The sequence below is a fragment of the Chitinophagaceae bacterium C216 genome (assembly GCA_028485475.2).
In the GTDB taxonomy this organism is placed as follows: Bacteria; Bacteroidota; Bacteroidia; order Chitinophagales; family Chitinophagaceae; genus Niabella; species Niabella composti.
The window spans coordinates 2,548,173-2,572,258 of sequence record CP144143.1 but is presented as its reverse complement, the minus strand read 5'-3'; the positions used below and the strand labels follow the sequence as shown (position 1 = coordinate 2,572,258).

The window sequence follows — 24,086 nt, the reverse complement described above, 5'->3', positions numbered from 1 at the left end:
GTATTACGAATATTTAGTAATAATTGCTAAAATTCGTAATTTTGACGATTTTTCGTTTCTTTGTGAGAGTCAGGAAAAACTACGTCATACTATTGGTCAATTATTTAATGCTTTATATGAGATTTAGCTTAACGGTTTTTACCTTATTAGTCATTAATATAACCTATGGACAAACATCAGGCATTACAGGCACTTTAGTAAACTCGGCTGAGCATCGGAGCCTTGAAAATGCTGTAGTAGTGGCCATACATGAAAAGGATTCATTGCTGTTGGCACATACTCGGGCGGATGCTAATGGTCGCTTTGAATTACAAGCTCCGGATACATCGGGGATCATAGTATTAGTAACCCATCCTTATTTTGCTGATTTTAGCGAAACGCTGCGCCCCAATCGTGGTTCTTTGAACATGGGCATTATCAACATGTTGTCTAAAAGTAAAGTACTGGAGGAAGTGATTGTAAAAACTGGCGCACCTATTAGAATCAAAGGAGATACCACCATATATACTGCAGATAGTTTTAAGGTTAGAGAAGGCGCTACACTGGAAGAGTTGTTGAGAGTATTACCCGGCGTACAGGTAGACCGTAATGGTGAGATTACAGCTCTGGGTGAAAAAGTTGAAAGGTTTCTGGTAGATGGCGAGGAATTCTTTGGAAGTGATCCCGGTATCGCTACCAAAAATCTTAGAGCCGGTATGGTAAAAGATGTGCAAGTGTATAAAGGGAAGAGTGACCAGGCCGCTTTTACCGGTATTGATGATGGACAGAGCAAACAAACAATGAATGTTGTGTTGAAAGAGGACAAAAAGAAAGGATTTTTTGGTAAGGCCGAAGTAGGAGGGGGACTTAAAAACAAAAACCTCCTCAGTGATCAGGATAAATTTAGTAATGCTTTAATGTTTAATGCCTTTAAAGGGAAACGAAAATTTTCTGCATATGGTATTATGAGTAATACCGGATACCTCAATCTGGACTGGAACGACAGAGTGCGATTCGGAGGTGGAGGAGACATCGTTGTGGGAGATGCAGGATCCGTTACGATAACAATGAATAACGATAACTACAATCAAAGCGAGGGTATCCCTACTAACTGGAACGGCGGTGTACATTATAATAATAAGTTCAATGAGGACAAACACAGTATTAATGCTGGATATAGGATCACGAAAATTAATGCACCTTCTGAAACAAAGACCTATTCTAGAAATTTTCTTCCAGACTCTACATGGCTATCATATACCGATAATGCGGCTTTCAGCTCAAATATCAAACAGGGTGCAAATCTCATTTATGAGACGAAGCTTGATTCAATGAATACCCTTAAGTTGACAACACAGTATAATACAAATGTTACGGAATCGGATTACAGATATTATAGTGAGAACCGTACAGTTGACAGCGCCTTGATTAACCAGAATGATAGGGTAGGCAGTAGTAAAAACGATAATAAGAATTTCAATACGAATCTGCTGTGGTTGCACAAGTTTAAAAAACAATATAGAACACTTTCTATTAACGCAAACCTAAATCATATAACCTCCAATGGGGATGCTTTATTATATTCAAAACTGGATTTTTATGAAAACGGAAGTGTAGATAGTTCGCATATTATCGATCAGCAGACATTATCGCATAATGTTTCCAATAATTTTAATACTCGCCTCACCTATACAGAACCGTTAATGCAAGATTTCTATCTGGAACTGAGTTATGGTTTCACGCTAAATCGTAATAAAAACGATAGGCGTATTTATGCCAACGATGGAATAGGCAATTATTCGCAGTTTATCGATTCTTTGAGCAATAATTATGAGTTTAATAACGTGAGCAATGCGCCGGGTATAAGTTTTCGCTTTAATAGAAAAAAGGTAAACTTGTCTTTCGGAACTGCTGCAGCATTTACCAATTATATGCAGAAAGATTTAACCAACGGCACAGATCGTAGTTATCATTTCGTAAACCATTCACCAAGACTTAACTTTATTTATAAAATCAAAAACAGTGAATCAATCAGGTTTAACTATAACGGAAATAGCAATGCTCCTTCATTAAACCAGTTGCAACCTATTCCCAATAATACAGATCCTCTAAATATTTACGTAGGTAATCCACTGTTGAAGCCGTCTTTCAATCATAGATTCTCGCTTTCCTACAGTACATATAAAACCTTGAAAGAAAGAGGCATGTGGGCGGCTGTAAACTATAATTTTACCCAGAATGCTTTTGTGCAGTTTAGTGAATTTGTGCAGGGGATTCGTAGGTATTATACCGTAAATACGAACGGTATGGCGAATGTTTCATCTTATTTGAATTATGATTTCAAATGGAAAGGTCCTAGAATTAGATTAGGTGTAATGGGAAGATATGATTTTATTAGAAATGTGGATTATGTAGCTAATTTTAATTCCAATAATGGTATGGCGGTTAAGAATATCACCAAACGAAATGTTTACAGCCTTTCGATGAATATCAACAAGAATCTGAGCCAGAAGTTTGATATTGGTTTGTATCCGCAAGTGTCGTATAATAATACAAAGGCTACGGTTAATACTACAGCAAATGCTAAATACTGGAGTGGAGAATTGAATCTGTGGGGAAATGTACAACTGCCATTGAATTTTGAAATTAGAACCGATCTCAATTCTGTATTTATCCAAAAAGATCCGCGTTTCCCGACAAATAACAATTATACCATATGGAACGGCTATCTTACTAAGCGTATTTATAAGAATCAGTTTGAAGCAAGGTTGTCCGTTTATGATATTCTTAATCAGAAAAGAGGGTATAACCGAAACTTTGATAGTTATAGCTTTCGAGAAACTTATCGCATGACACTACAAAGATTCTGGTTGATTTCTTTTGTTTGGAATATTAGTAAAAATAATACTTCTACTAGAAATTAGTATGAAAATGAGAAACATCATCGTCATCATATTGTTAATGCAAGCTGGAGTGTTATACGCTCAAAAGTTTATTACCCACGGTTCCATAGAGTTTGAAGTAAAAACGAATGTGCACCGTATGATGAAAGCCTTATTGGAGGATGAGGAAAGCTCTTTTTGGGAGAGTATTGTAGCTTCCCAGCCTCAGTTCAATGTCACTTATTATAAGTATGAGTTTAATGATAATAAAGGGGTGTTTAGATTTGACCGTTCGGCAGATAAAAGAAATGCAGGCATGATGTTTTTGGGCAGGGTGAGCGAGGATGATTATTGGTATAATGACTATACCAATAATAAGTTTATAAATCTGAAATCTATCGATGATAATTATATCATCTCTGGTGATCTGCCAAACATCCAATGGAGAATTTATCCTAATGATCAGATTAATATAGCAGGATTTCAATGTCGTCGTGCCAGCACCATTTTGTTTGACAGTGTATATGTCTTTGCTTTTTATACTGATGAAATAAAAATTAGTGGTGGGCCCATGGGTTTGCACGGACTTCCGGGCATGATATTAGGTGTAACCATCCCACGGCTTTATACCAGCTGGGTTGCAACTTCTGTAACGCTTTCTACTCCTGATATAAAACCTCCTACAAAGGGTAAGCAGAAATCTTATGACGAAATGATGAAGATCCTTACAGATATCAGCAAATCACGCGCTAGGGAATGGAAAAATGCCGAGCGTTGGTCGCATCCTATGATTTGGCGCACCTTTCTGTAGTATTATTCCTGATATAATAGGCTGATAGTGTCCGTTGTCTGTTGTCGTACTAAAAATCTTTTATTGGCAGTATATTGCTCCAGCACGTCACTATCGTAATGTCGGATAGTGAGCAGGGTGAGCCCCGGAGTTACTTGTACATCGAAATATTGGGCAGCTTCTGCGGCAAAAGCTGCAATCTTTTCTTCTTTGTGATCGAAGGTATAGATGATACTAATGGCGCCGTTTTGTGTAAGGGTAGGGGTAAGAAACATTTGTTCTAGAAGTTCATATAATACTTCCGTAGTGTGTTCTCCAATAAAAGAAAAATCTTTTGATTTTAACTCAATCATTACCTGATTGCGTTTTATCACAATTATCGGAGGAAGATTTTTAGTGCTTTTATTATGAATGACGGTGCCTTGCAAGTCCGGATTTAGAAAGCACTTTACATACAGCGGAATGCTTTTGTTTTGTAAAGGTTTTATGGTTTTGGGATGTATAACCTGAGCGCCGTAGTAAGCCATCTCTATTATTTCGGTATAACTTAGTTCATGCAAGGGGTGTGCATGAGGAACTTCCTTAGGATCGGCATTCATAATACTTTCCACATCTTTCCAGATAGTGAGGCTCTCTGCATTTAGCAGATTGGCAAAGATTGCCGCACTGTAATCGCTGCCTTCACGACCTAGAGTGGTGCTTTCATTTTCATCAGTGGAGGCAATAAATCCCTGTGTCAGCACTAGTTTGTTGTTTTCAAGAACAGGTAGTACCTGTTCGATGATATTTTGTTGAGTGCTGGGGATATTAATGTTGGCATCTCTGAAGTTGGCATCGGTCTTAATAATATCCCTTACATCAAACCATTGATTTGAAATGCCTACCTCGTTAAGATAATGGCTAATAATACTGGTAGACAAGAGTTCTCCAATACATACTATTTGATCGTAGTAATATGAAAAATCTCTTACCGGCTTATCGTATAATAGCCATTCGATTTCAGTAAAGAAGTCTTTTAGTTGCGATTCACAAGCTAAATAATGTGTTACGAGCAAATATTTGGCAGTATTGAGGTGTTGATGTTTGATTTGTTCAAACAAACGAAGTGCCTCATCTTGTTTATTGTTATAGTAGACTTCTGCAACTTTTTCAAGCGCATTGGTTGTTTTTCCCATTGCGGAAATGACGATCAGGATTTTTTCATTTTCGTAACGGCGCAATATGCTGGCTATATTCTGAATCCGCTCTACACTATTTACGGAGGCTCCTCCGAATTTAAAAACTTGGATCATTGTTTTTTATGCTCTTGTTAGCAAATATCGTAGTTCAGCAGCAATTATGACGCTTTGGTGTATCGAATTGTAGATTATATTCAAAAAAGGATATTTCGTAGGCTCAGAGAAGAAAAGAAGCTTACCCAAAAATTTCAGGGATACTTGAAAATAGTTGTAGCTTTATCGCATGGCTGATGTTATTATTTCTGTAAGGGATTTGGTGAAGAATTATGGTGACTTTAGTGCTGTGAGGGGGATTTCTTTTGATGTGTATGAAAATGAGATTTTCGGACTCCTAGGTCCTAATGGTGCAGGCAAGTCTACCACACTGGAAATTATAGAGACACTGCGCAGAAAGACGAGCGGCAAGGTTACTGTAGCGGGTTATGACTTGGATAAGGAGCCAGATACCATTAAAGGTCTTATAGGAGTGCAATTGCAAGCTAGTGGTTACTATCCGGGATTAAATTTATTGCAGTTGATAGAACTCTTTGCGGGCTTGTACAATCAGGAAGTAGATGCTATGGCTTTACTGAGGTCTGTAAACCTAGAAGAAAAAGCTAAATCAAAATACAAAGAATTAAGTGGAGGGCAGAAGCAACGATTTTCGGTGGCTACTACTCTCATAAATAAGCCTAAGGTGATTTTTCTGGATGAACCCACTACGGGTCTCGACCCTCAGGCAAGACGTAATTTGTGGGAGCTAATTAAAAGCATTAAGGCCAGTGGTATTACTGTAATTATTACCACTCATTATATGGACGAGGCGGAGTATCTGTGCGACCGCATTGCCATTATCGATTCGGGAAAAATTATTGCATTGGATACTCCCGACCATCTCATAGACCAATTAGTGGCTTCGGGGTTTGAACGTCCTAAGGAGGTAAAGAAAGCAAATCTGGAGGATGTATTCTTGCATCTTACCGGTAAAACACTTCGCGAAGATTAAGACATAAAAAAAGCTCCAATCTTTTAGAGATTAGAGCTGAAGTATGGTAAAAAGGTTTTTTATTTCTTTAACTCTACACTATCATGCAACTCTTCGTCTACCAAAATACGACCGCAGTTCTCGCATGCGATGATTTTTTTATGCTGTTTAATTTCGCTTTGCTTTTGCGGAGGAATAGCGTAGAAGCAACCACCACAAGCATCTCTTAATACGGGTACTACCGCTAGCCCGTTACGGAAATTGTTGCGGATTTTCTCATAGCTAGCCAACAGTCTAGGCTCTACAGCACTTTTTGCCTCCTCTGATAATTTGAGATAAAGTTTCTCATCTTTTTCGTTGGCAGCAATGATTTTTTCCAGCTCAGTCTTCTTTGCTTCAAGCGCACCCTCTTTTAATGCAATATTCTTTTTAACTTTTTCCAGTTGTACAACCTTCTCAGCGATTTCCTCATTTGCGTCTTTAATGTGTTTTTCGGCCAGCTTTATTTCCAGCTGCTGCATTTCAATTTCCTTATTGATGGCCTCAAACTCGCGGTTATTTTTTACGTTTTCGCTGTCTTTCTCGTATTTCTTAATCAAGGCTTCACTTTCCTTAATGGCGGCTTTACGCTCATCAATGAACTCGGTAACACCATTTATTTCTTCTTCAATACGGGTTTGTCTTGCACGTAAACCTTGCAGTTCATCTTCCAAGTCGGCAACTTCCATAGGCAGCTCGCCTTTGAGGGTTTTAATTTCATCCAGCTTGCTATCTATCTTTTGCAGATGGATTAATGAACTTAATTTTTCTTCAACGGAGAATTCTTTTAGTTGTGCCATATTTTTATAAGATATTAAGTCTTTTTAAAATCCGCCTTTCTTAAAAAAGAGGATTCTAAAAATAATAAACAGGATTGGTATTTACACCTGTTTTAAGGACGGCAAAGTTAGGGAATTTTTGCTCTAAAATATTAGCCAATAATTCAATAGTATATTGTTCACTTTCATAATGGCCTATATCTACCAAGAGAATGCGGTTATCCGCATCAAAAAATTCATGGTATTTAATATCAGATGTTATATAAGCGTCTGATTTTGAATTTATTGCATTTTTTAGTAAAAAAATGCCTGCACCGCCGCAAATGCTGACTTTTTTGATGCTTTTGCCTTGAAGCACCGTATGTTTTACTATAGAAAGGTTAAAAATGTCCTTAAGGCGCTGTAGAAATTCTTTTTCGCTGATGGCGTCATCCCATTCTCCTGTAACTCCTGCCCCGATTTCCTGATGTAGATTAGTGAGTCGTATGACTTCATAAGCTACTTCTTCATAGGGGTGATGGGTCTTGAGGGTGTGGATAAGCCGATGTTCTAGGTGAGCGGGAAAAAGCATTTCGATTTTCAGCTCTTCATCACTATGTCTTTGCCCTTTTTCACCAATAAAAGGATTCGCTGCTTCATTCGGTTTAAAAGTACCGATTCCTTTTACACTAAAACTGCATTCACTATAATTGCCGATATGTCCTGCACCGGCTTGAAATAAGGCGTTCATGACATTTTCTGCATGAGCTGCCGGTATGTAGAAGTAAAGTTTGCTAAGTTGCTCCTTTTTCGGTGCAAGAATGGAGAGGTTTTTTAAGCCTAACTTTTGAGCAATCATACCGTTTACTCCGGATAAAACATTGTCCAGATTGGTATGGATAGCATAAATAGCAATATCGTGTTTAATGGCTTTGATAATGGTACGCTCTACGTAACTGTTTCCGGTAATCTTTTTCAGTCCTCCGAAAATAATAGGATGATGTGCTACAATAAGATTACAGCCTTTGGTGATAGCTTCATCAACTACAGCTTCGATAGTATCCAAACAGCAAAGTACTCCAGTACATTCCCAGTTGGCATCGCCGGTAATCAACCCGGCATTATCATAGTGCTCTTGTAGCGAGGGATGTGCTATTGATTCTAGATATCCTATAATGTCTTTTATAACCATGTGCCCACTCCGCGTTTAAGTTCTGCAATCTACAAATTTATGCTACGAATATAGCATCCTCTAGCAGCTTTTACCATAAATATCTTATACGAAAGATAATGTCTCCTGCAGAAGTTATTCAATAGTTTCTTCGAGCATGAGCAATTTACCATCATGGGTCACACCTTCAGCTACTACTTTCAGTTTTTTCGTACGATCGGTATTATAAAAATGAATAGGAATGGATGAGGAGGCGCCACCGATGCCTACTTCCGGCATCCAGGTAAGTGTAAGGCGGTGGTCAACATAGTTAACCTCGGGAGGTGTGGAATAATCGGGGCTGTAAAATTCTTTAATAATACTGTACCCGTCGTAATCCACAATATCCCCAGTACTTTCTATGGCCTCATTCAAGTCTTCACCGCGTTTGGTATAGATAGCTACTGCAGGACCATTGCCTCGAGCACCGATAAACTGTGGAAAAATTTTGATGAGTGCAATCTGGTTAGCTGGAATTGTGGATATAATAGAAGCATCCTGCATTGGCATTTCATCAAGAAACAACTGTACGGGCTGCCGACGGAAGAACAGGCGGTAATTATCCATAAACTGACCGTTACGTTGTACAATAAGATTGGGTACTCTACCCATTAGCCATTCGAAGATGTTGAACTGTGGTATAAATTGGCCAGTCAGATTAATGGTACGCGCATTGAGGTTTCCTGCAAACAAGGCACTCATGTATTTCTTTTCCAGCTCTTCTAATGTTAGGCGGCGCCCTTCAATATAGACGTTGTCCAACAATGTGCCTCTGCCACGTGTATAGCTATTGAAAGCCTGTTGCATATTGCTGATAAGTGATGTGTTAGTGTTAACGGCAGGTGGTCTTTGTAGTAGAGGTAAGTTGTAAGACTGATACAGAGAATCTGTATTAAGTTGAACAGTGATAAACTGACTTTTTTTACCCATTACATCGGTAAATAGTATTTTGGCTTTATCAAAGAATACAACTGAGTCCATTTTAAACCGGCCTTCGGCATCAGTTTTCACCATTTGCAGGGCTCGCCCCGAATCGGATGTGGCCACCCATACCAGCAGGTCTCTGTCTGCAAAACTTTTTTTCGAGCCACGTACGTTTACTTTACCGGATAGAGATATATAGCCGGGGTCGTTATATTGAGGTTTCGGTAAGTTGTTATCAGCAACCTGCTTCCAGGTAAAACGGCGCCAGCCGTTGGTTAACATTACTAGATCCAACGCATCTTTTGCTGCGGGGTGATTACTAAAATAAAATGCAGGATGGTGCACATATCCGGGGATATCGCTAGTTAATAGCAATGAGGATATGATATTTTCCTTCCGGAGACCCGGCTCGTTAAAATCATTATCCGTTACTGCTACCGAAAAGTTCCCTTCAACCGGTTCGGCAAAATGAATAGATAACTCGTTTTTTCTTCTGGGGCGGAGGTCAATCTTTTCTTTCTGTAATGAGGCTTTTACAAGGTATTCTTGATTATCTATAAATACAAGGCGTTCGGCCAGTGGTATACCGTCTTTATTAAAGAAAGTACATTGAAGCACTCCAGAGGGGAGCTTATCTGTAGCAATACTCCCTTTTAAGGAAGCATCAATAGCCTGTTTGAAAACCACTTTATGTTGCATTTGGCCTATTACATAAACTGGACGAAAACGATCGCCTCCTACTAATTGCAGTTGATATAAAAAGCCCTTTTCATTCTGCGAAATTTGCAGGGCAACGCCTTCTCGGGAGGCTTCTGGTAGTGGAAATTCGCGGCCATCTAGGAGCGCTACATACGTCCTGCCCTCGATAGGCGTAAAGGCGAACTTGCCCATGCCATCGTGCATACTTTTTATAGGGGTAATAGTATTGCCACTATCATCTTTGATAAGGGCCTTGAAGTTTACCGGCAGCCCTGATGTGTTTGTAGCTTTGAAGGCTACTGTATTTTCAACTCCAGTTAATAAAATACCTCCTTCTGGGAAGAAGCGAAGTTGTACATTGCCAGCAACGGTTGGCTTGTTCTTAGAGGATTTGCCATATAGTCTTATGGCGGTACTGTAAAGAAAATCTTTATCATGATTTAGCATTAAAGGTGAGTAGGCACGCAATTGATAAGTGCCGGTGCTCAGTGTATCCGGCAGATCAATTTGTCCGTAAGTAATACCGTTGAAAATCGGGAGAACTTTTTTATTAATCAATTCTCCGGTGGTGTTCAGCAATTCTACGAATAATGTAGAGTTTCTTGCCGAAGGTTGAAAATCGGAAATAAAATAACTTTTGAACCAGCAGGTTTGTCCGGCAAAATAATCTTGCCTGTCGAGATGCAGATATACTTTTTCAATCGGGTTCTCTTGATGCCACGCTTCTAATTTTTCGTCCGGTGTCTGTGCTTTCAGGCTTACAAAATAGAGCAGAAACAAACAGGCGAATAATATATTCCTTTGCATGTTCATAGTGCATTGTTAAGTTACAAAAAAATAAGCAAGAGATATCCCTTCTACATCTTATAATAGGATGCATTTAACAATGCATTTGCATAAAACCACCTGCGAATATTAATCGCCGCCCGGTTCGATGATTTGTTCCACCATCAGCATTTTACCGTCATATGTAATTCCCTCTACTACGACTTTGAAGCGTTTGGTTCGATCGTTATTATAGAAGATAATAGGAATTGTTGGATTCCTTTGAGCTACATAAATGTCGGGTGTCCAGCTCAAGGTAAGCCTATTGTCTACTTTATCATTATCCGGCTGAGCCTCATAATCAGGATTGTAAAACTCTTTTATAATTGTATATCCGTTATAAGTAATAATGTCTGTAGGAGAATCAATCGCGGCATTTAGTCCAGCACCTCTTTTCGTATAAATAGCCAGTGCTGTACCTCCTCCAGGCGTAGCAATTGAAGTAGGGATGAGTTTAACCATAGCGATCTGATTCACAGGTATGCTTTCGATCATGAGGGCATCCGTACGCATCTCGTCTAAGAAAAGGGTAACATTGCTGCCCTCTAATCCGCCTCCTCTGTATTGAATGGTATATTCCCCGGCACTACCTGTAATGCTTAAGCCCGGTAGACGACCTTGTAGGTATTGGAAGATGTCTCCAGCATAAGTTTCTTCACGTAAATCCAATATGCGACTGTTCATGTTTCCTGAAAATAACGGGCTGGCATACTCTTCATCGAGTTTTTCTGTTTCTGATTTGCGATACGAGCGAACGGTTACAGCTTCTAGTGTTTTACCTTCGGCTTTAAGATAATCGTTAAAGGCAGTAATCATTTTTTCTTCGAGCAACGGTGCAGTGCTATCTGTAAAAGGAGCCGGCGACCATTCTATCGGGTAGGTACGGCGTAATGAGTCATTATGCAGTTTTACATTAATAAATTTGCTTTTCTTACCGCGAACTTCAGAAAATAAAATTTTCATTTTGCCGAAGAAAATAGCGGAATCAATTCGTAATTGCCCTAGTGAATCGGTTTGCATAATGCTTGAGGTTCCTCTGCGTTTTTGGGTGGTATCATCTGGCGAAATCATTACCAGAATATCCGTGTTGGGTAGTACTTTCTTTCTTCCTTCGATATATACCGTATTGCTGAGGTTGATGTACCCGGGGTCTTTGTATTTGGGTTGTGGAAGCTTATTCTGGGCCACATCTATCCATTTAAATCGGGTCCATCCGTTGGTCATCATTACCAAATCCAAGGCCTCTCTTACCGAATCGTTATCGGAGCCGAAGTAATAAGCCGGATTATGTAGGTAACCTCTTATGTGTGAACCTAGCAGCATCCAGGAATAAATGTTCAACGGACGAGTGCGGCTGCTTTCGTAGTCTGCATCGGTGATGGATACCGAGAAGTTCCCCACTACAGAATCTTTTAGCGCAATAGAAAAACGATTCCGCTGTCTGTTCCCCACATTGAGTGTATCAATATTCAGTTTTGCGGGTAAAATATATTCCTTGTTATTGATGAACACTAGGCGTTCGGCAAGTGGCATTCCGTCATTATTAAATACGGTAAGTTGTAAGATGCCGGAATAGATGCTGTCGGTAGGAATAATGCCCGAAATTTCTTTTCTGTTACCACCAAAGGGCTGTTTAAATAATATTTCGTTTTCCATTTGCCCAATCATATAGGCAGGCTGAAAAGCGGGGTCGTCATTCCCCGGAACAATGCGAAACATTTTTCCTTTAGAGGAATGTCTAACACTGAACAATACGCCGTTAGTAGTATGTTCTGGCAAAGGATATTTTTTACTAGATCCTTTGAGGGTAGCATAGTAACGCCCATTCGGTAATGGAAAGATGGCAAAAGACCCCATTCCGTCGTGTAAGCTTTTGAAGGAGGTGACGAGTTCATTCGTCTCACTTCTGATTTCTCCTTCCACATTTACCGGCATTCCCTTTTTGTCGGTAGCCTTAAAGGCTACAATATTTAAAAGATTCGTGATAAGGTTGCCCCCTTCAGCGAAAAATGTTAGCTGCACTTCGGATGCAAGTGGGGTTTTATTATCTTTCTGGGCATTGCTCCCATAAATGCGGATGCGTTTATTAAAAACATACTCGGGTTGATTCAGCATTAATGGAGAGTAAGCCCTCAATTGGTACACACCGGCAGGCGTGTTTTCGGGGATGTCGAGCTGTCCTACACTTACACCCATGTAAGCCGGAAAAACATTTCGTACTACTATTGCAGACTGCTCATTCACCAGCTCTGTATATACCGTAGTGCTTTTAGCGGAAGGGATAAAATCAGACATAAAATATCCCTTAAACCATATGGTTTGTCCCGCATAATACGATTCTCTATCTATATGTAGGTAGAGTTTTTCAATGGGATTCAGTTCGGCCCATTTTGTTACTTTTTCATCAATGTTCTGACAATACGAATAATTACTAAACAAAAATGCAATGAGCAGAAAAATAGGGGAAGTAAGTTTTTTCATACAAACAAAGTGTGTAAAGTGAAATTACTATAAAATGACTGAATAAGATTGCTAGGGTTTAATTTTCTATTAAAATGAAGCAGTAAAAACAGACATTTTGTCGCCTTATCAGGCATTGGCAATATTATTGCCATATTTCAGGTGACATACATAATTGTGGTTTTTAGAAAATACAACTTCAATTAGTTATAAAGAATTATATTTTTGCTTTTTCAAATTAAAAAATAAAAAACTAATAGGAATGAATCAGAACAGCGATAACTTTACCGAGCAGGAGGGAATGAATGTTAATGAAAATACCAACGAGCAGGAGGGATTGAATATTAATGTGGACGACAATGTAAGTGGTACTGAACATTTGAATGAGCCTGTAGAGGAAAGTCCCTTGAGTGCGCTGGAAGCCGAGCTGAATGAAAGTAAAGATAAGTATCTGCGCCTAGCAGCTGAGTTTGATAATTTCAGAAAGCGTACCGCAAGGGAACGAATCGAACTGCTGCAGACTGCCGGAAAGGAAGTTATTGTGGATTTATTGGATGTTCTGGATGATATCGACAGGGCTACCAAGGAGTTGGAAGCTTCTGCCGATAAGTCATTAAGTCAGGGGGTGAGCCTTATCTTTAATAAGTTTAGGAATATCTTACAGGCTAGAGGGCTAAAAGTGATGGAAGCGGTAGGCACCGACTTTGATCCTGAGCTGCATGAAGCCGTAACGCAGATTGAGGTGAATGATGAAAGCAAAAAAGGTAAAGTTGTAGATGAGGTTATTAAAGGATATTATTTGAATGACAAAATAATACGCCATGCAAAAGTGGTGGTAGGAAAGTAGCATATGTCAAAAAGAGATTATTACGAGGTACTGAATGTATCCAGAAGTGCGACTCCCGAGGAAATCAAAAAAGCTTATCGTAAAATAGCCATGCAATATCACCCGGATCGTAATCCGGGCGATAAAGAGGCCGAGGAAAAGTTTAAGGAGGCGGCCGAGGCATACGAAGTGCTTAGCGATCCTGATAAACGCGCCCAGTATGATCGATTTGGGCATGCTGGTTTGGGAGGCGCTGCCGGTCGCGGAGGTGGATTTGGTGGCGGCATGAGCATGGAGGATATTTTCAGTCAGTTCGGTGATGTTTTTGGAGATGACATATTCGGAAGTTTCTTTGGCGGAGGAAGATCAAGAGGCGGGCAAAGAATGCGGGGCGTACGCGGAAGTAATCTTCGGGTAAAGCTCAAATTAAACTATGAGGAAATTTCCAAGGGTGTTACCAAAAACATAAAGGTTAAAAAGTATATTGTTTGTAATACTTGTGGCGGTAACGGTGCTAGGGATAAGGGGAGCGTGCAAACCTGTCGCACCTGTCATGGTACCGGGCAAATACGTCGGGTACAAAATACCTTCTTAGGACAAATGCAAACCGTTACTACTTGTCCGGAATGTCACGGAGAGGGTACTACCATTACATCTAAATGTAATCAATGTAAAGGTAGTGGACGGGTATATGGCGAAGAAACCATCACTATTGATGTGCCGGCTGGTGTGCAGGCAGGTATGCAGCTCAATGTAAGCGGCAGAGGTAATGCGGGTGAGCGGGGTGGACCTCCCGGTGATCTTATTGTACTCATCGAAGAAGAATCTCATTCTGAATTGCAGAGAGAAGGACTGAATGTGGTATATGACCTGCATATATCCTTTACCGATGCTGTGTTCGGTACCACGGTAGAAGTGCCTACTATAGATGGTAGGGCCAAAATAAAAATACCGGCAGGAACACAAAGTGGAAAGATTTTCAGATTGAAAGGCAAAGGCTTCCCTAATGTACACTCCAGTTATGAAAAAGGTGACCAGCTTATACATGTTAGTGTATGGACGCCTCAGCATCTAAACGATGAGGAAAAAGCAATACTGGAAAAACTGGCCAAATCACCTAACATGAAACCACAGCCCGAAAAGGGAGACAAAAGCTTTTTCGAAAAAATCAAGGATTTGTTTAACTAGCATTTCGTTTTTTATACCATACTTATGTAATCGGGCTTATCAAGCCCGATTTTTTATTATAGGCCTTTGTTTGCAGGGATTTATTTGAGGTTGATGTTTTAAATTCTAGGCTATTAATAGTATCTTGGCCGCTCAAAAATCTAACGAATGTTCCAGTTGACGAATAAAACAGCCGTAGTAACGGGAGGAGGAAGCGGTATTGGTAAGGCCGTATGCTTATTATTTGCCCAGCGTGGAGCCAGCGTGAAAGTTGTAGATGTGAATAAGGAGGCTGCTAATACAACCGTCGCTGAAATCAACGCTTCAGGAGGAATGGCCGAAGCGATAGCGATAAATGTAGTGAATCAGGAGGAAGTGGTGTCCGCTTATCAGGCTATTGAAAAAATTGATATTTTGGTAAACAGCGCCGGCATATCGCATATCGGTACGCTGGAAACAACGGATGCTGCAGATTTCGACCGGGTATATTCCGTAAATGTGAAAGGTGTGTATAACAGTATGTACGCTGCCATACCTTTGATGAAGAAAAACGGAGGCGGTGTAATTCTCAATTTGGCTTCCATTGCGTCCAGTGTGGGCATCCCAGATCGTTTTGCATATAGCATGAGTAAAGGGGCCGTACTGGCAATGACTTTATCGGTGGCTAAAGATTATGTGAAGCATAATATTCGTTGTAATTGTATTTCTCCTGCACGGGTGCATACTCCTTTTGTAGATGGTTTTTTGGCAAAAAACTATCCGGGCAAGGAAGCTGAAATGTTTGCTAAGCTCTCGCAAACCCAACCCATAGGGCGTATGGCCAAACCCGAAGAGATTGCAGCACTTATTCTGTACTTATGTAGCGATGAAGCTGCTTTTATCACCGGCTGCGACTATCCTATTGACGGTGGTTTTATCAAACTAAATAACTAATCACGCTAATTTTAACAGATAATATAAGCTATTAGATTAAACATGAAACTGATACGTTATGGTATGCCGGGAAATATTAAGACCGGTGTTATTATTGATAATGTTAAATATGATACTTCTGCATTTGGAGAAGATTATAACGAAACATTTTTCGAGACAGATGGATTAAACCGTCTGGAACAATTTGTTAGAAACAATAAAGACCAGCTTACTAAAATAAGCGATGATATACGGCTTGACAGCCCTATTGCTCGTCCTTCTAAGATAGTGTGCATCGGATTGAACTATGCCGATCATGCCAAGGAAACCGGAGCCGCCATACCCAAGGAGCCTGTTATCTTCATGAAATCTACTACATCTCTTTGTGGTCCGAATGATAATATTGTAATTCCCAGAAATTCTACAAAAACCGACTGGGAGGTGGAATTGGCTGTAGTGATTGGCAAGAAAGCCAGTTATGTAGAAGAGACTGAAGCGATGGATTACGTAGCTGGTTATGTATTGCACAACGATGTAAGTGAACGTGAGTTTCAATTGGAGCGTGGTGGTACCTGGGATAAAGGAAAAGGATGTGATACATTTGCACCTATGGGGCCATTCTTGGTTACAAAAGATGAAATTTCAGATCCGCACAACTTGCGCCTATGGCTGAAGGTAAACGGAAAGATCATGCAGGATGGCACCACCGCCAACTTCATCTTCAATATTCCACATGTAATAGCTTATGTAAGTCAGTTTATGACTTTGCTGCCTGGCGATGTTATTTCTACTGGAACCCCGGCCGGTGTGGGAATGGGTTTTAATCCACAGGTTTATTTAAAGCCGGGCGATGTGGTGGAGCTAGGTATTGATGGATTAGGAACGGCCTCCCAAACCTGTGTGGCTTGGAGTAAATAAATTTTACTAGAAGAACGTTTTATTTATTCGCTTGCGTTATGTATACTACGATTGATGCCCATCAGCACTTTTGGAAGTTTGATCCGGTAAGGGATTCATGGATTAACGATGCCATGAAGAAAATACGCCGCGACTTTTTACCTGAAGATTTAAGGCCCGTACTGGATGCTAACGGCATAGATGGTTGTGTAGTAGTACAAAGCAGCCAGTCCGAAGTGGAAAATCTATTTCAGCTTACTAATGCCATGCAACATGATTTTGTAAGAGGTGTAGTAGGTTGGGTAGATTTGCAAGCGAAAGACATCGACGAGCGGCTGGCACACTGGCGCTATTACAAAAAGCTCAAGGGATTTCGTCATGTATTACAGGATGAAAAAGATCGGGCATTGATGCTAAAGAAAAAGTTTTTAAACGGTATCAGCCATCTTGAGAAATATGGATTTACCTACGATATATTGATTTATCCCGATCAGCTCAAATACGCATATAAGCTGGCCGCACGTTTCCCCAATCAAAAGTTTGTTATCGATCATATTGCCAAGCCTTATATCAAGGATGGCCGAATTGATGGCTGGAAGCAAGATATGCAAGCCATAGCCCAACTGCCCAATGTCTTTTGTAAGATCAGTGGAATGGTAACCGAGGCCGACTGGAAACAATGGAAGCCGAAAGATTTTATACCTTATCTAGATGTAGTGGTGGAAGCATTCGGTACAAAGCGTATTATGTATGGTAGCGACTGGCCGGTATGCCTCGTAGCTGCATCGTACAAAAGAATGAAGGGTATAGTGGATCAGTACTTCAAATCCTTCTCGGATGCAGAGAAAAAGGCTTTCTACGGCGCTAATGCTATTAAATTTTATAATTTATAAAATGACTTTTACTCTAAAATTCTTTGGGAATAAAAACTTTGTATTTTTCCAGTATCTTGCCGTCTGCGTATAACTCAAAGTTTACATATCCTGCTGTGTAGAAGTTGGAGCGGTCTAGTTTGAACCTTCTTTCTTTGATATCATTCATTTCAAACAGCAGCTTACCTGCCTCATTAAAAAACTTCAGGTCGTACTTTCTTCTGTCAAAAGGCAATTCTACCCGCACATATCTGTCGGATGATGTATAAACATATTTTGAAGGAACAAATCCCGGGGGTAAAAAGTTAGGAGAGAGGTTGGCCTCGGTAGGCGTACCACTGTAAAATGCATCGGTATAGCCTATTGTATCAATGACGGGGCGTTTAGACTTTGTTGTGATATATTGCCCTCCATCAAACTGGATATAAAGCCGGTAGAACATGCTGTCGTGCGGAGGCTTTGTATCGGCAAAGCCATTCTCCTTAAGGGTAGGGTCCGGCATGCTGGCTATCGTTTTAAAATAATAGAGACTATCGGTAGAACGCTGAATACTGATTTGTTTTATGGACGAATTGTAATTGTGCGTCCAAGACAAAACTACACGACCTCCACCTATTTTGAATGCTGAAAAATCAGGCAATACATCCTGCGCCTGTGCATGAAAGCCCCCTGTAATACCTGCAATCAGAAAAATAATAATCTTCTTCATAAAATACTTCCTTTCGAGATATCTGACAAAGATAAGAGAGTGTATAAATAGGAATTAATAAATTAACGTTCCTTTGGGCAATGACAAATTCCCTTGAAGTCCGCCGGAATGAATAACCAGTATTCTTGAGCCGGCTTTAAACTGTCTGCTTTTAAGCAGTTGGTATAATCCAAAGAATAATTTACCTGTATATACGAAATCGGTAGGTATGCGGGTGACGGAATAAAACATGTTCATAAAATCGATTAACTCCGGCGAGCGTTTGGCATACCCGCCAAAGTGGAAATCGTGATAAATATTAATATCCTCCAAGGGATTCAGAAGTAGGGATCTTATTTCGTTCTCAATGCTGAAGTTGTTTTTTAATACACTAAATCCCAAAATTTTGGTGTGCGTCCTTTTGGAGTTGATTAATCCTGCCATCATAGTACCTGTACCTGCGGCACAACATACAATATCAAATTTGTCCTTATCGTAAGCGATGGAGCCTGCCCCGGCTGCGCCTTTGTCACCGTAACCGCCTTCGTTGATGAGATAATCTTCAGCGGTGATAAAATTTTCGGGAAGCTTTTTCATTTTAAAATCGCTGCGAGGTAGAAAACAGAACTCCATGCCATATGATGCAGCTTCTTGTAGAGTATGACCGTATTGCTTGGGTGCTTCACCTCTAATGATGCCTTTGCTTTTCAGCCCATGGATGCGACATGCAGCTGCAGTAGCCACAATATGATTAGAGTAAGCCCCACCATAAGTAACAATAGTACGTTTCTGTTGCTCAAGGGCTTCCTGAATGTAATACCGGAGTTTAAACCATTTGTTACCACTCACAACGGGATGTATTTTATCCAGCCGAAGTACGGATACTTCTACATCTTCATTGCTCAGAAACGCAATAGGATCGGTTGTGATCAAATCTTCGTCAATTATCTTCATTCCTGACAGAGTCGTTAGCTAAATTACCTTATTTTTGAAACCGTTTATTTGTTTAACATCAATTATTATAGATTTTACGCGCATGAAACCGACATTAGTGATATTGGCCGCCGGTATGGCGTCCCGTTATGGTAGTATGAAACAGGTTGAGGCTTTCGGGCCCAACGGTGAAACCATTATGGATTATTCCATTTCCGACGCCATAAAAGCGGGTTTCGGGAAAGTTGTTTTCTTGATACGTAAACAGTTTGAGGAAAACTTTCACAAGCTGTTTGCATCCAAACTTGATGGCAAGGTAGATTATGAATTTGCCTTTCAAGAGCTGGATATGTTTCTGGATGGAGCCGAAGTACCTGCCGAAAGAACCAAACCTTGGGGTACGGGGCATGCCGTTCTTTGTACAAGGGATGTGGTGAAAACGCCTTTTGCTGTTATTAACGCCGATGATTTTTACGGATACGATGCTTTTGAAAGAGCTGCTCAATTTCTTACTACTGAGTGTAACGAAAAAACATATGCCGTTATCGGTTATCCACTAGTTAATACTTTGTCTGAGCATGGAACTGTTAATAGAGGAGTATGCGGATTGGATGCTCAAGGCAATCTGGCAACTGTGGTGGAGCGCATTGGTATTGGTGTGAAAGACGGTAAAGTGCTGGTAGAGGACGGACTGCAGCCTGCTGAACTTTCGAAAGATACAGTGGTGTCTATGAACTTTTGGTGTTTCCATCCGTCTGTTTTTGATTTGTACGAAAGAGATTTCAAAACCTTTATTAAGGACAATATCACAGTACCGAAGGCTGAGTTTCTGATTCCTGCAGTGGTGGATAACTTCATTAAGGAGGGTGGTGCTGTAAAGGTGATCACTACTTCTGCTCAATGGTTTGGTGTCACCTATAAAGAAGATGCACCGGCTGTGCAAAAGCAACTTAACGATCTGATTAATCAGGGAGTATATAGTCCCAATCTTTGGGGGTAAGCCCTGAAACGCTGTAATATAAAAGCCGCAGGTAGTGTACTATCTGCGGCTTTCTGTTTATTTAAAATAAAAAGCGCTGCATAATACATGCGGCGCTCTTTGTGGGATAGGTTTATCTTTTATTAGTTCACCTTTACCATATAGATATAATCCTGAATTTTTTTAGTTTGTTGGGATGGTTTTAACCCAATCAGTGAACTTTTAGTATTCAGCTTAATATTTTTTAAAATAGAATCGGAGGGGGACTTCTCCTTAAGATCGCTTAGTGCATTAAAGATGTTTCTGCTTTGTACCGCAAACGCTACACCGCCGGCATCTCTTTGTCTTGCATTGAGAATTCCGATTACTTCACCATTGCTATTGAATACGGGGCTGCCGCTGTTACCTCTTTCGGCTCTGATATCGATCTGGCAGCTCAAGGTATCTCCATTATAACCTGTTTTAGAGCTAAGGTAACCTTGACCATATACAATATCTTCTCTTGGATAGCCCAATGTAAATATAGGTTCTGCCAGGTCGGTTGATTTTTTCGTAAACCCGTAAGGAGGTGCAGGCAGCGGTTTAAAATCGGGATCTTCAATTTTTAAAATAGCGATGTCGGAAGCCGGATTGCGGTAAACCACTTTTGCTATAAATTCTTTACCATCTCTATTTTGTACGGCCACATTCTGCGCTTTTTCTACTACATGATTATTGGTTACCAAAAAGCCTTTGCTATCGATAATAAATCCCGTGCCGCTATTGGTATAGGGTATCTCAGGAGTTTGAGCGGTAATACCGCTTTGTTTCAGGTTATTAATTTCTTGGTCCTGTCTTTCTGATTTTTTAGCCAGTGTGTGAATATCCTTTTTCAGTATTTCGAATTGATCTTTCGGAGTTTTAGTAGTAACGGAGCCTATAATACCGCTTATAATAAGGGTAGTAATACCGGCTATAGAAGCGGCAATAACTGCTGTTTTTTTGAAACGATTAAATAGATATACAAGCTTTCCTTTTCCGGAAGGAGCATTTATTTTCCCCTGAACAGACAGATGGTTATGAATTTCATTTAATGAAGTCTGAAATTTTTTCCATTGGTTGAAACGGTTCAGCTTTTGCAGAAAAAGTGTGTGCTCGACCACCATTTGATCTACATCACTATCTTCCTTCCGCAGTTGTTCAAACTGCAGCCGTTCGTCAGGAGTCATATTACCCATAACATACCTTTCCACGGCGTCCAGTAAGATAATATCTCTTTCTTTGTTCAGGTCATTCATCACTAATCACAGTTTTTTATATTGAGAAAAGAATATTTTTTTCAACCTCGTTAGACATTTGTATTTCTGAGTTTTGGCATTTTCTGCATTGGTATACCCAAAATCTTCTGCGATCTCCTGCATGCTTTTATTTTTGAAATAAAAGGCTTCTAACAAGCTCTTACAGGGTTCTCCCAAGTGATTGATAGAGGTATACATCATTTCAAACTCTGCATCTTTCTCCTCGTGTTCATTCACATCATCGTCTACAACAACACGGGTTTCCTGCGTATCATCCAAATCTGCCGTATATCTATGCGTTTGATTCAGTTTTTTAAGCCATAATCTCCGGGCAACCGAGTAGAGATAAGTGCGTATTTGACAGCTTAGTTCAAAATTGCCGGAACGAGCTTTGTCGAATAGAACCATCATAGCCTCCTGAAAAATATCTTTGGCATCATCAGTAGTACCACTATTGTTCAGAATTAATGCCTGTATCAGGTTGTAATTTTGACTATAGATGATTTCAATCGACTTTTTATCGTTGTTTGCTAATCCTTTCAGTAAACCTAGTTCCTGTTCTAGTATAGAATCTTTCAACCTGTGTAGTTTTTAATACGCAATTTTAAAAATAGTAACCCTTTTTCAGCCAGAAAAAAAATTAGAAAAAAATATTTATAACGGGTTACTTTTTCCTGAAAAGGGTATCAATTCTTTTACAATAAAAATGAATATTTTATGAAAAAGTTATTATATGTGCTGGGAATCAGTATGTTAGTATTTGCGGCTTGTAATAGTGCAGATAACAATAATAGTGAAAATGTGGATGCAAACGTATTGCCTCCTGATTCTACAGTAACCGATCCGGTAACAGAAGGAGCATTAGACTCTACAGCTACTAACATTGATAGTACGAATACAGATACAGTTACTTATTAACCCTTAGTTTATTATTCGGCAAGCAATATAGAGGAGCCATTCCGCTTTGTGCGGGATGGTTTTTTATTAATAATTGGTATGTATTTTCCTAATATTACCTTTAAACCGGAAACTTTACGTACCTTTGCACTCTTTTTATGACAACATTTGAATCGTTAGGACTTGAAGCAGATCTGCTCCAGTCTCTTGAAACCATCGGTTTCGTTACTCCCACTCCTATACAGGAAAAAGCCATCCCAGTTTTATTACAAGGAACAAAAGATTTTGTGGGACTGGCACAGACCGGGACTGGAAAAACTGCAGCTTTTGGTTTACCATTATTACAACTTATTAATAAAGAACAGCGTTCGCCGCAAGCGCTGGTGATATGCCCTACACGGGAATTGTGTTTACAGATCTCGGCCGACTTAGAAAGATTCAGTCCGGCAAAGAAGAAGGTACATGTAGCCGCTGTATACGGAGGCACATCCATTACGCAGCAAATTCAGCAGCTGAGGAAAGGGGTGCATATAGTAGTAGCCACACCCGGCCGCCTGATTGATCTTATAGAGCGTAAAGCCATTCATCTGGAAAACATTCATTATGTAGTACTGGATGAGGCTGATGAAATGCTAAACATGGGTTTTAAGGATGACATAGAATTCATTCTTAAGGAAACCATAAATCGTCACAGTATGTGGCTTTTCAGTGCTACTATGCCGCCTGAAATCAGGCAGGTAAGTAAGCGCTATATGGATAAACCCGTAGAAATTGCTGTAGGAAAAGTAAATTCCACCAATGTTAATATCGATCACCAGTATTTCTTGACACAACATGTCAATCGTTACGAAACTCTGAAACGGATTATCGATTTTAACCCGGGCATTTACGGGATTATCTTCACCCGCACTAAGGCCGATGCGCAGCATATTACTGAGCAGTTGATTCGCGAAGGGTACGATATCGACGCGCTACATGGCGATCTAACCCAGGCGCAGCGCGATAAGGTGATGGCGCGTTTTAGAGAAAAATCGTTGCAACTGCTGATCGCTACAGATGTGGCTGCCCGTGGTATTGATGTGCAGGGAATTACTCATGTTATCAACTACGAGTTGCCTGAGGACACCGAAGTATATACCCACCGTAGTGGTCGTACCGGACGCGCAGGCAGAAGTGGTGTATCGATTTCCATTGTAACACCTAAGGAGCTTTATAGATTACGGCAGATTGAAAAACTAGTAAATACCCGCTTTTCCAGAATGGATATCCCTTCGGGAAAAGATGTATGTCGCAAGCAGTTCTTCTACTTCATTGAGCGTTTGCTAAGTGCTGATATCAGTAGCGGGGAGTATGAAGCTTACCTGCCGGCACTGCGCGAAAAATTTGCCGACATGGAGAAGGAGGAGATTCTTCAGCGCGTAGCAGCACTGGAGTTTGACAGATTCCTTAGATATTACGAAAATGCCGCCGACCTGAACATACGAGCACAAGAGCGAGAACCTCGCGGTACAAGAGAAAAAACCATAGGCAGAAGATCGGCTGGTAATTATCAGCGCCTGTTTGTGAACCTAGGAACTAAGGATGGTTTTTATAAAGCCAGTTTCTTACAGTTTATTTTAGACATGAGTGGGCTAGATAAAAGCGTATTGGGACGCATCGACATGAAAGAAATGAACAGCTGGATCGAAATAGAACCTCAGGCTGCCAAAAAGATGATTCGTGCTTTGGATGGTAAAAATTATCGTGGACGCAAGATTCGTATGAACGACGCGGATAGTGGTGGAGGCAGAGGTAAAGGACGACGTTCTGCTTAAAATCAATAAACAAAATGTATGATATCAAATCGCCGAAAGGCGATTTTTTTTGTAGG

The 24,086-nt window shown here is 40.2% G+C and carries 20 protein-coding genes; 11 read left to right on the top strand and 9 right to left on the bottom strand.

The genetic code is table 11. The annotated features are described in order from the left end of the window. Positions 1 to 116 precede the first annotated feature (116 nt). Together PIECOFPK_RS10905 and PIECOFPK_RS10900 are read left to right on the top strand one after the other, a co-directional pair. The gene (locus PIECOFPK_RS10905; protein ID WP_409965873.1) at positions 117 to 2,903 is read left to right on the top strand and encodes an outer membrane beta-barrel protein; all 2,787 of its coding nucleotides are present in this window, start codon (positions 117 to 119) and stop codon (positions 2,901 to 2,903) included. A gap of 7 nt (positions 2,904 to 2,910) precedes the next feature. After that, a complete protein-coding gene (locus PIECOFPK_RS10900) occupies positions 2,911 to 3,672 on the top strand; it encodes a GLPGLI family protein (RefSeq protein WP_409965872.1) in 762 nt (253 codons plus the stop codon). A gap of 2 nt (positions 3,673 to 3,674) precedes the next feature. Here PIECOFPK_RS10900 and PIECOFPK_RS10895 read toward each other — a convergent pair whose 3' ends face one another. After that, positions 3,675 to 4,943, bottom strand: a complete 1,269-nt coding sequence (locus tag PIECOFPK_RS10895) for an aspartate kinase (RefSeq protein ID WP_409965871.1) — start codon at positions 4,941 to 4,943, stop codon at positions 3,675 to 3,677. Positions 4,944 to 5,112: 169 nt separating this feature from the next. On the opposite strand from PIECOFPK_RS10895, the gene PIECOFPK_RS10890 reads away from it, so the two are divergent. Further along, on the top strand, positions 5,113 to 5,874 hold the full coding sequence (locus PIECOFPK_RS10890) for an ABC transporter ATP-binding protein (RefSeq protein WP_330975184.1): 762 nt from the start codon (positions 5,113 to 5,115) through the stop codon (positions 5,872 to 5,874). Between the two features lie 59 nt (positions 5,875 to 5,933). On the opposite strand, the gene PIECOFPK_RS10885 is transcribed toward PIECOFPK_RS10890, so the two are convergent. The 4 genes from PIECOFPK_RS10885 to PIECOFPK_RS10870 all read right to left on the bottom strand — a co-directional run bounded on the left by PIECOFPK_RS10885 (position 5,934) and on the right by PIECOFPK_RS10870 (position 12,789). Then, a complete protein-coding gene (locus PIECOFPK_RS10885) occupies positions 5,934 to 6,692 on the bottom strand; it encodes a zinc ribbon domain-containing protein (protein ID WP_330975185.1) in 759 nt (252 codons plus the stop codon). A gap of 55 nt (positions 6,693 to 6,747) precedes the next feature. After that, on the bottom strand, positions 6,748 to 7,842 hold the full coding sequence (locus PIECOFPK_RS10880) for a Nif3-like dinuclear metal center hexameric protein (RefSeq protein WP_409965870.1): 1,095 nt from the start codon (positions 7,840 to 7,842) through the stop codon (positions 6,748 to 6,750). Positions 7,843 to 7,956: 114 nt separating this feature from the next. Then, the gene (locus tag PIECOFPK_RS10875) at positions 7,957 to 10,290 is read right to left on the bottom strand and encodes a hypothetical protein (RefSeq protein WP_409965869.1); all 2,334 of its coding nucleotides are present in this window, start codon (positions 10,288 to 10,290) and stop codon (positions 7,957 to 7,959) included. 108 nt (positions 10,291 to 10,398) lie between these two features. Further along, on the bottom strand, positions 10,399 to 12,789 hold the full coding sequence (locus PIECOFPK_RS10870) for a hypothetical protein (protein ID WP_409965868.1): 2,391 nt from the start codon (positions 12,787 to 12,789) through the stop codon (positions 10,399 to 10,401). 241 nt (positions 12,790 to 13,030) lie between these two features. Here PIECOFPK_RS10870 and PIECOFPK_RS10865 point away from each other — a divergent pair, with 241 nt between their 5' ends. From PIECOFPK_RS10865 to PIECOFPK_RS10845, 5 genes are all read left to right on the top strand, one after another. Beyond that, complete coding sequence (locus tag PIECOFPK_RS10865) at positions 13,031 to 13,615, top strand: nucleotide exchange factor GrpE (protein ID WP_330975189.1); 585 nt, start codon at positions 13,031 to 13,033, stop codon at positions 13,613 to 13,615. Between the two features lie 3 nt (positions 13,616 to 13,618). Further along, positions 13,619 to 14,782, top strand: coding sequence for a molecular chaperone DnaJ (dnaJ, locus tag PIECOFPK_RS10860; RefSeq protein ID WP_330975190.1), 1,164 nt, complete (start codon positions 13,619 to 13,621; stop codon positions 14,780 to 14,782). 147 nt (positions 14,783 to 14,929) lie between these two features. Then, the gene (locus PIECOFPK_RS10855; protein ID WP_330975191.1) at positions 14,930 to 15,694 is read left to right on the top strand and encodes an SDR family NAD(P)-dependent oxidoreductase; all 765 of its coding nucleotides are present in this window, start codon (positions 14,930 to 14,932) and stop codon (positions 15,692 to 15,694) included. Positions 15,695 to 15,736: 42 nt separating this feature from the next. Next, the gene (locus PIECOFPK_RS10850) at positions 15,737 to 16,591 is read left to right on the top strand and encodes a fumarylacetoacetate hydrolase family protein (RefSeq protein ID WP_330975192.1); all 855 of its coding nucleotides are present in this window, start codon (positions 15,737 to 15,739) and stop codon (positions 16,589 to 16,591) included. A gap of 38 nt (positions 16,592 to 16,629) precedes the next feature. Continuing rightward, positions 16,630 to 17,463, top strand: a complete 834-nt coding sequence (locus PIECOFPK_RS10845; protein WP_330975193.1) for an amidohydrolase family protein — start codon at positions 16,630 to 16,632, stop codon at positions 17,461 to 17,463. Between the two features lie 13 nt (positions 17,464 to 17,476). Here the strand turns inward: PIECOFPK_RS10845 and PIECOFPK_RS10840 are convergent, their stop codons facing one another. Further along, positions 17,477 to 18,151 carry a hypothetical protein gene (locus tag PIECOFPK_RS10840; protein WP_330975194.1) on the bottom strand — a complete coding sequence of 225 codons (675 nt, stop codon included), beginning with the start codon at positions 18,149 to 18,151 and terminating at the stop codon, positions 17,477 to 17,479. 54 nt (positions 18,152 to 18,205) lie between these two features. Next, positions 18,206 to 19,084 (bottom strand): 1-aminocyclopropane-1-carboxylate deaminase/D-cysteine desulfhydrase, encoded by an 879-nt coding sequence (locus tag PIECOFPK_RS10835; protein ID WP_330975195.1) that lies wholly within the window; start codon positions 19,082 to 19,084, stop codon positions 18,206 to 18,208. A gap of 82 nt (positions 19,085 to 19,166) precedes the next feature. Between PIECOFPK_RS10835 and PIECOFPK_RS10830 the strand changes: the two genes are divergently transcribed. After that, positions 19,167 to 20,063: an NDP-sugar synthase gene (locus tag PIECOFPK_RS10830; RefSeq protein WP_409965867.1), complete on the top strand. Its 897-nt coding sequence runs from the start codon at positions 19,167 to 19,169 to the stop codon at positions 20,061 to 20,063. Positions 20,064 to 20,185: 122 nt separating this feature from the next. Here PIECOFPK_RS10830 and PIECOFPK_RS10825 read toward each other — a convergent pair whose 3' ends face one another. Further along, positions 20,186 to 21,319 (bottom strand): S1C family serine protease, encoded by a 1,134-nt coding sequence (locus PIECOFPK_RS10825; RefSeq protein ID WP_330975197.1) that lies wholly within the window; start codon positions 21,317 to 21,319, stop codon positions 20,186 to 20,188. Positions 21,320 to 21,325: 6 nt separating this feature from the next. Beyond that, positions 21,326 to 21,898, bottom strand: coding sequence for an RNA polymerase sigma factor (locus PIECOFPK_RS10820; RefSeq protein ID WP_409965866.1), 573 nt, complete (start codon positions 21,896 to 21,898; stop codon positions 21,326 to 21,328). A gap of 138 nt (positions 21,899 to 22,036) precedes the next feature. Between PIECOFPK_RS10820 and PIECOFPK_RS10815 the strand changes: the two genes are divergently transcribed. Both PIECOFPK_RS10815 and PIECOFPK_RS10810 read left to right on the top strand, forming a co-directional pair. Continuing rightward, positions 22,037 to 22,237: a hypothetical protein gene (locus PIECOFPK_RS10815; protein WP_330975199.1), complete on the top strand. Its 201-nt coding sequence runs from the start codon at positions 22,037 to 22,039 to the stop codon at positions 22,235 to 22,237. Between the two features lie 137 nt (positions 22,238 to 22,374). Beyond that, a complete protein-coding gene (locus PIECOFPK_RS10810) occupies positions 22,375 to 24,030 on the top strand; it encodes a DEAD/DEAH box helicase (RefSeq protein ID WP_409965865.1) in 1,656 nt (551 codons plus the stop codon). Positions 24,031 to 24,086 lie beyond the last annotated feature (56 nt).

Coding starts and splice junctions, on each gene's coding strand:
- PIECOFPK_RS10905 (WP_409965873.1), top strand. CDS start 117: ATGAGATTTAGCTTAACGGTTTTTACCTTATTAGTCATTAATATAACC.
- PIECOFPK_RS10900 (WP_409965872.1), top strand. CDS start 2,911: ATGAGAAACATCATCGTCATCATATTGTTAATGCAAGCTGGAGTGTTA.
- PIECOFPK_RS10895 (WP_409965871.1), bottom strand. CDS start 4,943: ATGATCCAAGTTTTTAAATTCGGAGGAGCCTCCGTAAATAGTGTAGAG.
- PIECOFPK_RS10890 (WP_330975184.1), top strand. CDS start 5,113: ATGGCTGATGTTATTATTTCTGTAAGGGATTTGGTGAAGAATTATGGT.
- PIECOFPK_RS10885 (WP_330975185.1), bottom strand. CDS start 6,692: ATGGCACAACTAAAAGAATTCTCCGTTGAAGAAAAATTAAGTTCATTA.
- PIECOFPK_RS10880 (WP_409965870.1), bottom strand. CDS start 7,842: ATGGTTATAAAAGACATTATAGGATATCTAGAATCAATAGCACATCCC.
- PIECOFPK_RS10875 (WP_409965869.1), bottom strand. CDS start 10,290: ATGCAAAGGAATATATTATTCGCCTGTTTGTTTCTGCTCTATTTTGTA.
- PIECOFPK_RS10870 (WP_409965868.1), bottom strand. CDS start 12,789: ATGAAAAAACTTACTTCCCCTATTTTTCTGCTCATTGCATTTTTGTTT.
- PIECOFPK_RS10865 (WP_330975189.1), top strand. CDS start 13,031: ATGAATCAGAACAGCGATAACTTTACCGAGCAGGAGGGAATGAATGTT.
- dnaJ (WP_330975190.1), top strand. CDS start 13,619: ATGTCAAAAAGAGATTATTACGAGGTACTGAATGTATCCAGAAGTGCG.
- PIECOFPK_RS10855 (WP_330975191.1), top strand. CDS start 14,930: ATGTTCCAGTTGACGAATAAAACAGCCGTAGTAACGGGAGGAGGAAGC.
- PIECOFPK_RS10850 (WP_330975192.1), top strand. CDS start 15,737: ATGAAACTGATACGTTATGGTATGCCGGGAAATATTAAGACCGGTGTT.
- PIECOFPK_RS10845 (WP_330975193.1), top strand. CDS start 16,630: ATGTATACTACGATTGATGCCCATCAGCACTTTTGGAAGTTTGATCCG.
- PIECOFPK_RS10840 (WP_330975194.1), bottom strand. CDS start 18,151: ATGAAGAAGATTATTATTTTTCTGATTGCAGGTATTACAGGGGGCTTT.
- PIECOFPK_RS10835 (WP_330975195.1), bottom strand. CDS start 19,084: ATGAAGATAATTGACGAAGATTTGATCACAACCGATCCTATTGCGTTT.
- PIECOFPK_RS10830 (WP_409965867.1), top strand. CDS start 19,167: ATGAAACCGACATTAGTGATATTGGCCGCCGGTATGGCGTCCCGTTAT.
- PIECOFPK_RS10825 (WP_330975197.1), bottom strand. CDS start 21,319: ATGAATGACCTGAACAAAGAAAGAGATATTATCTTACTGGACGCCGTG.
- PIECOFPK_RS10815 (WP_330975199.1), top strand. CDS start 22,037: ATGAAAAAGTTATTATATGTGCTGGGAATCAGTATGTTAGTATTTGCG.
- PIECOFPK_RS10810 (WP_409965865.1), top strand. CDS start 22,375: ATGACAACATTTGAATCGTTAGGACTTGAAGCAGATCTGCTCCAGTCT.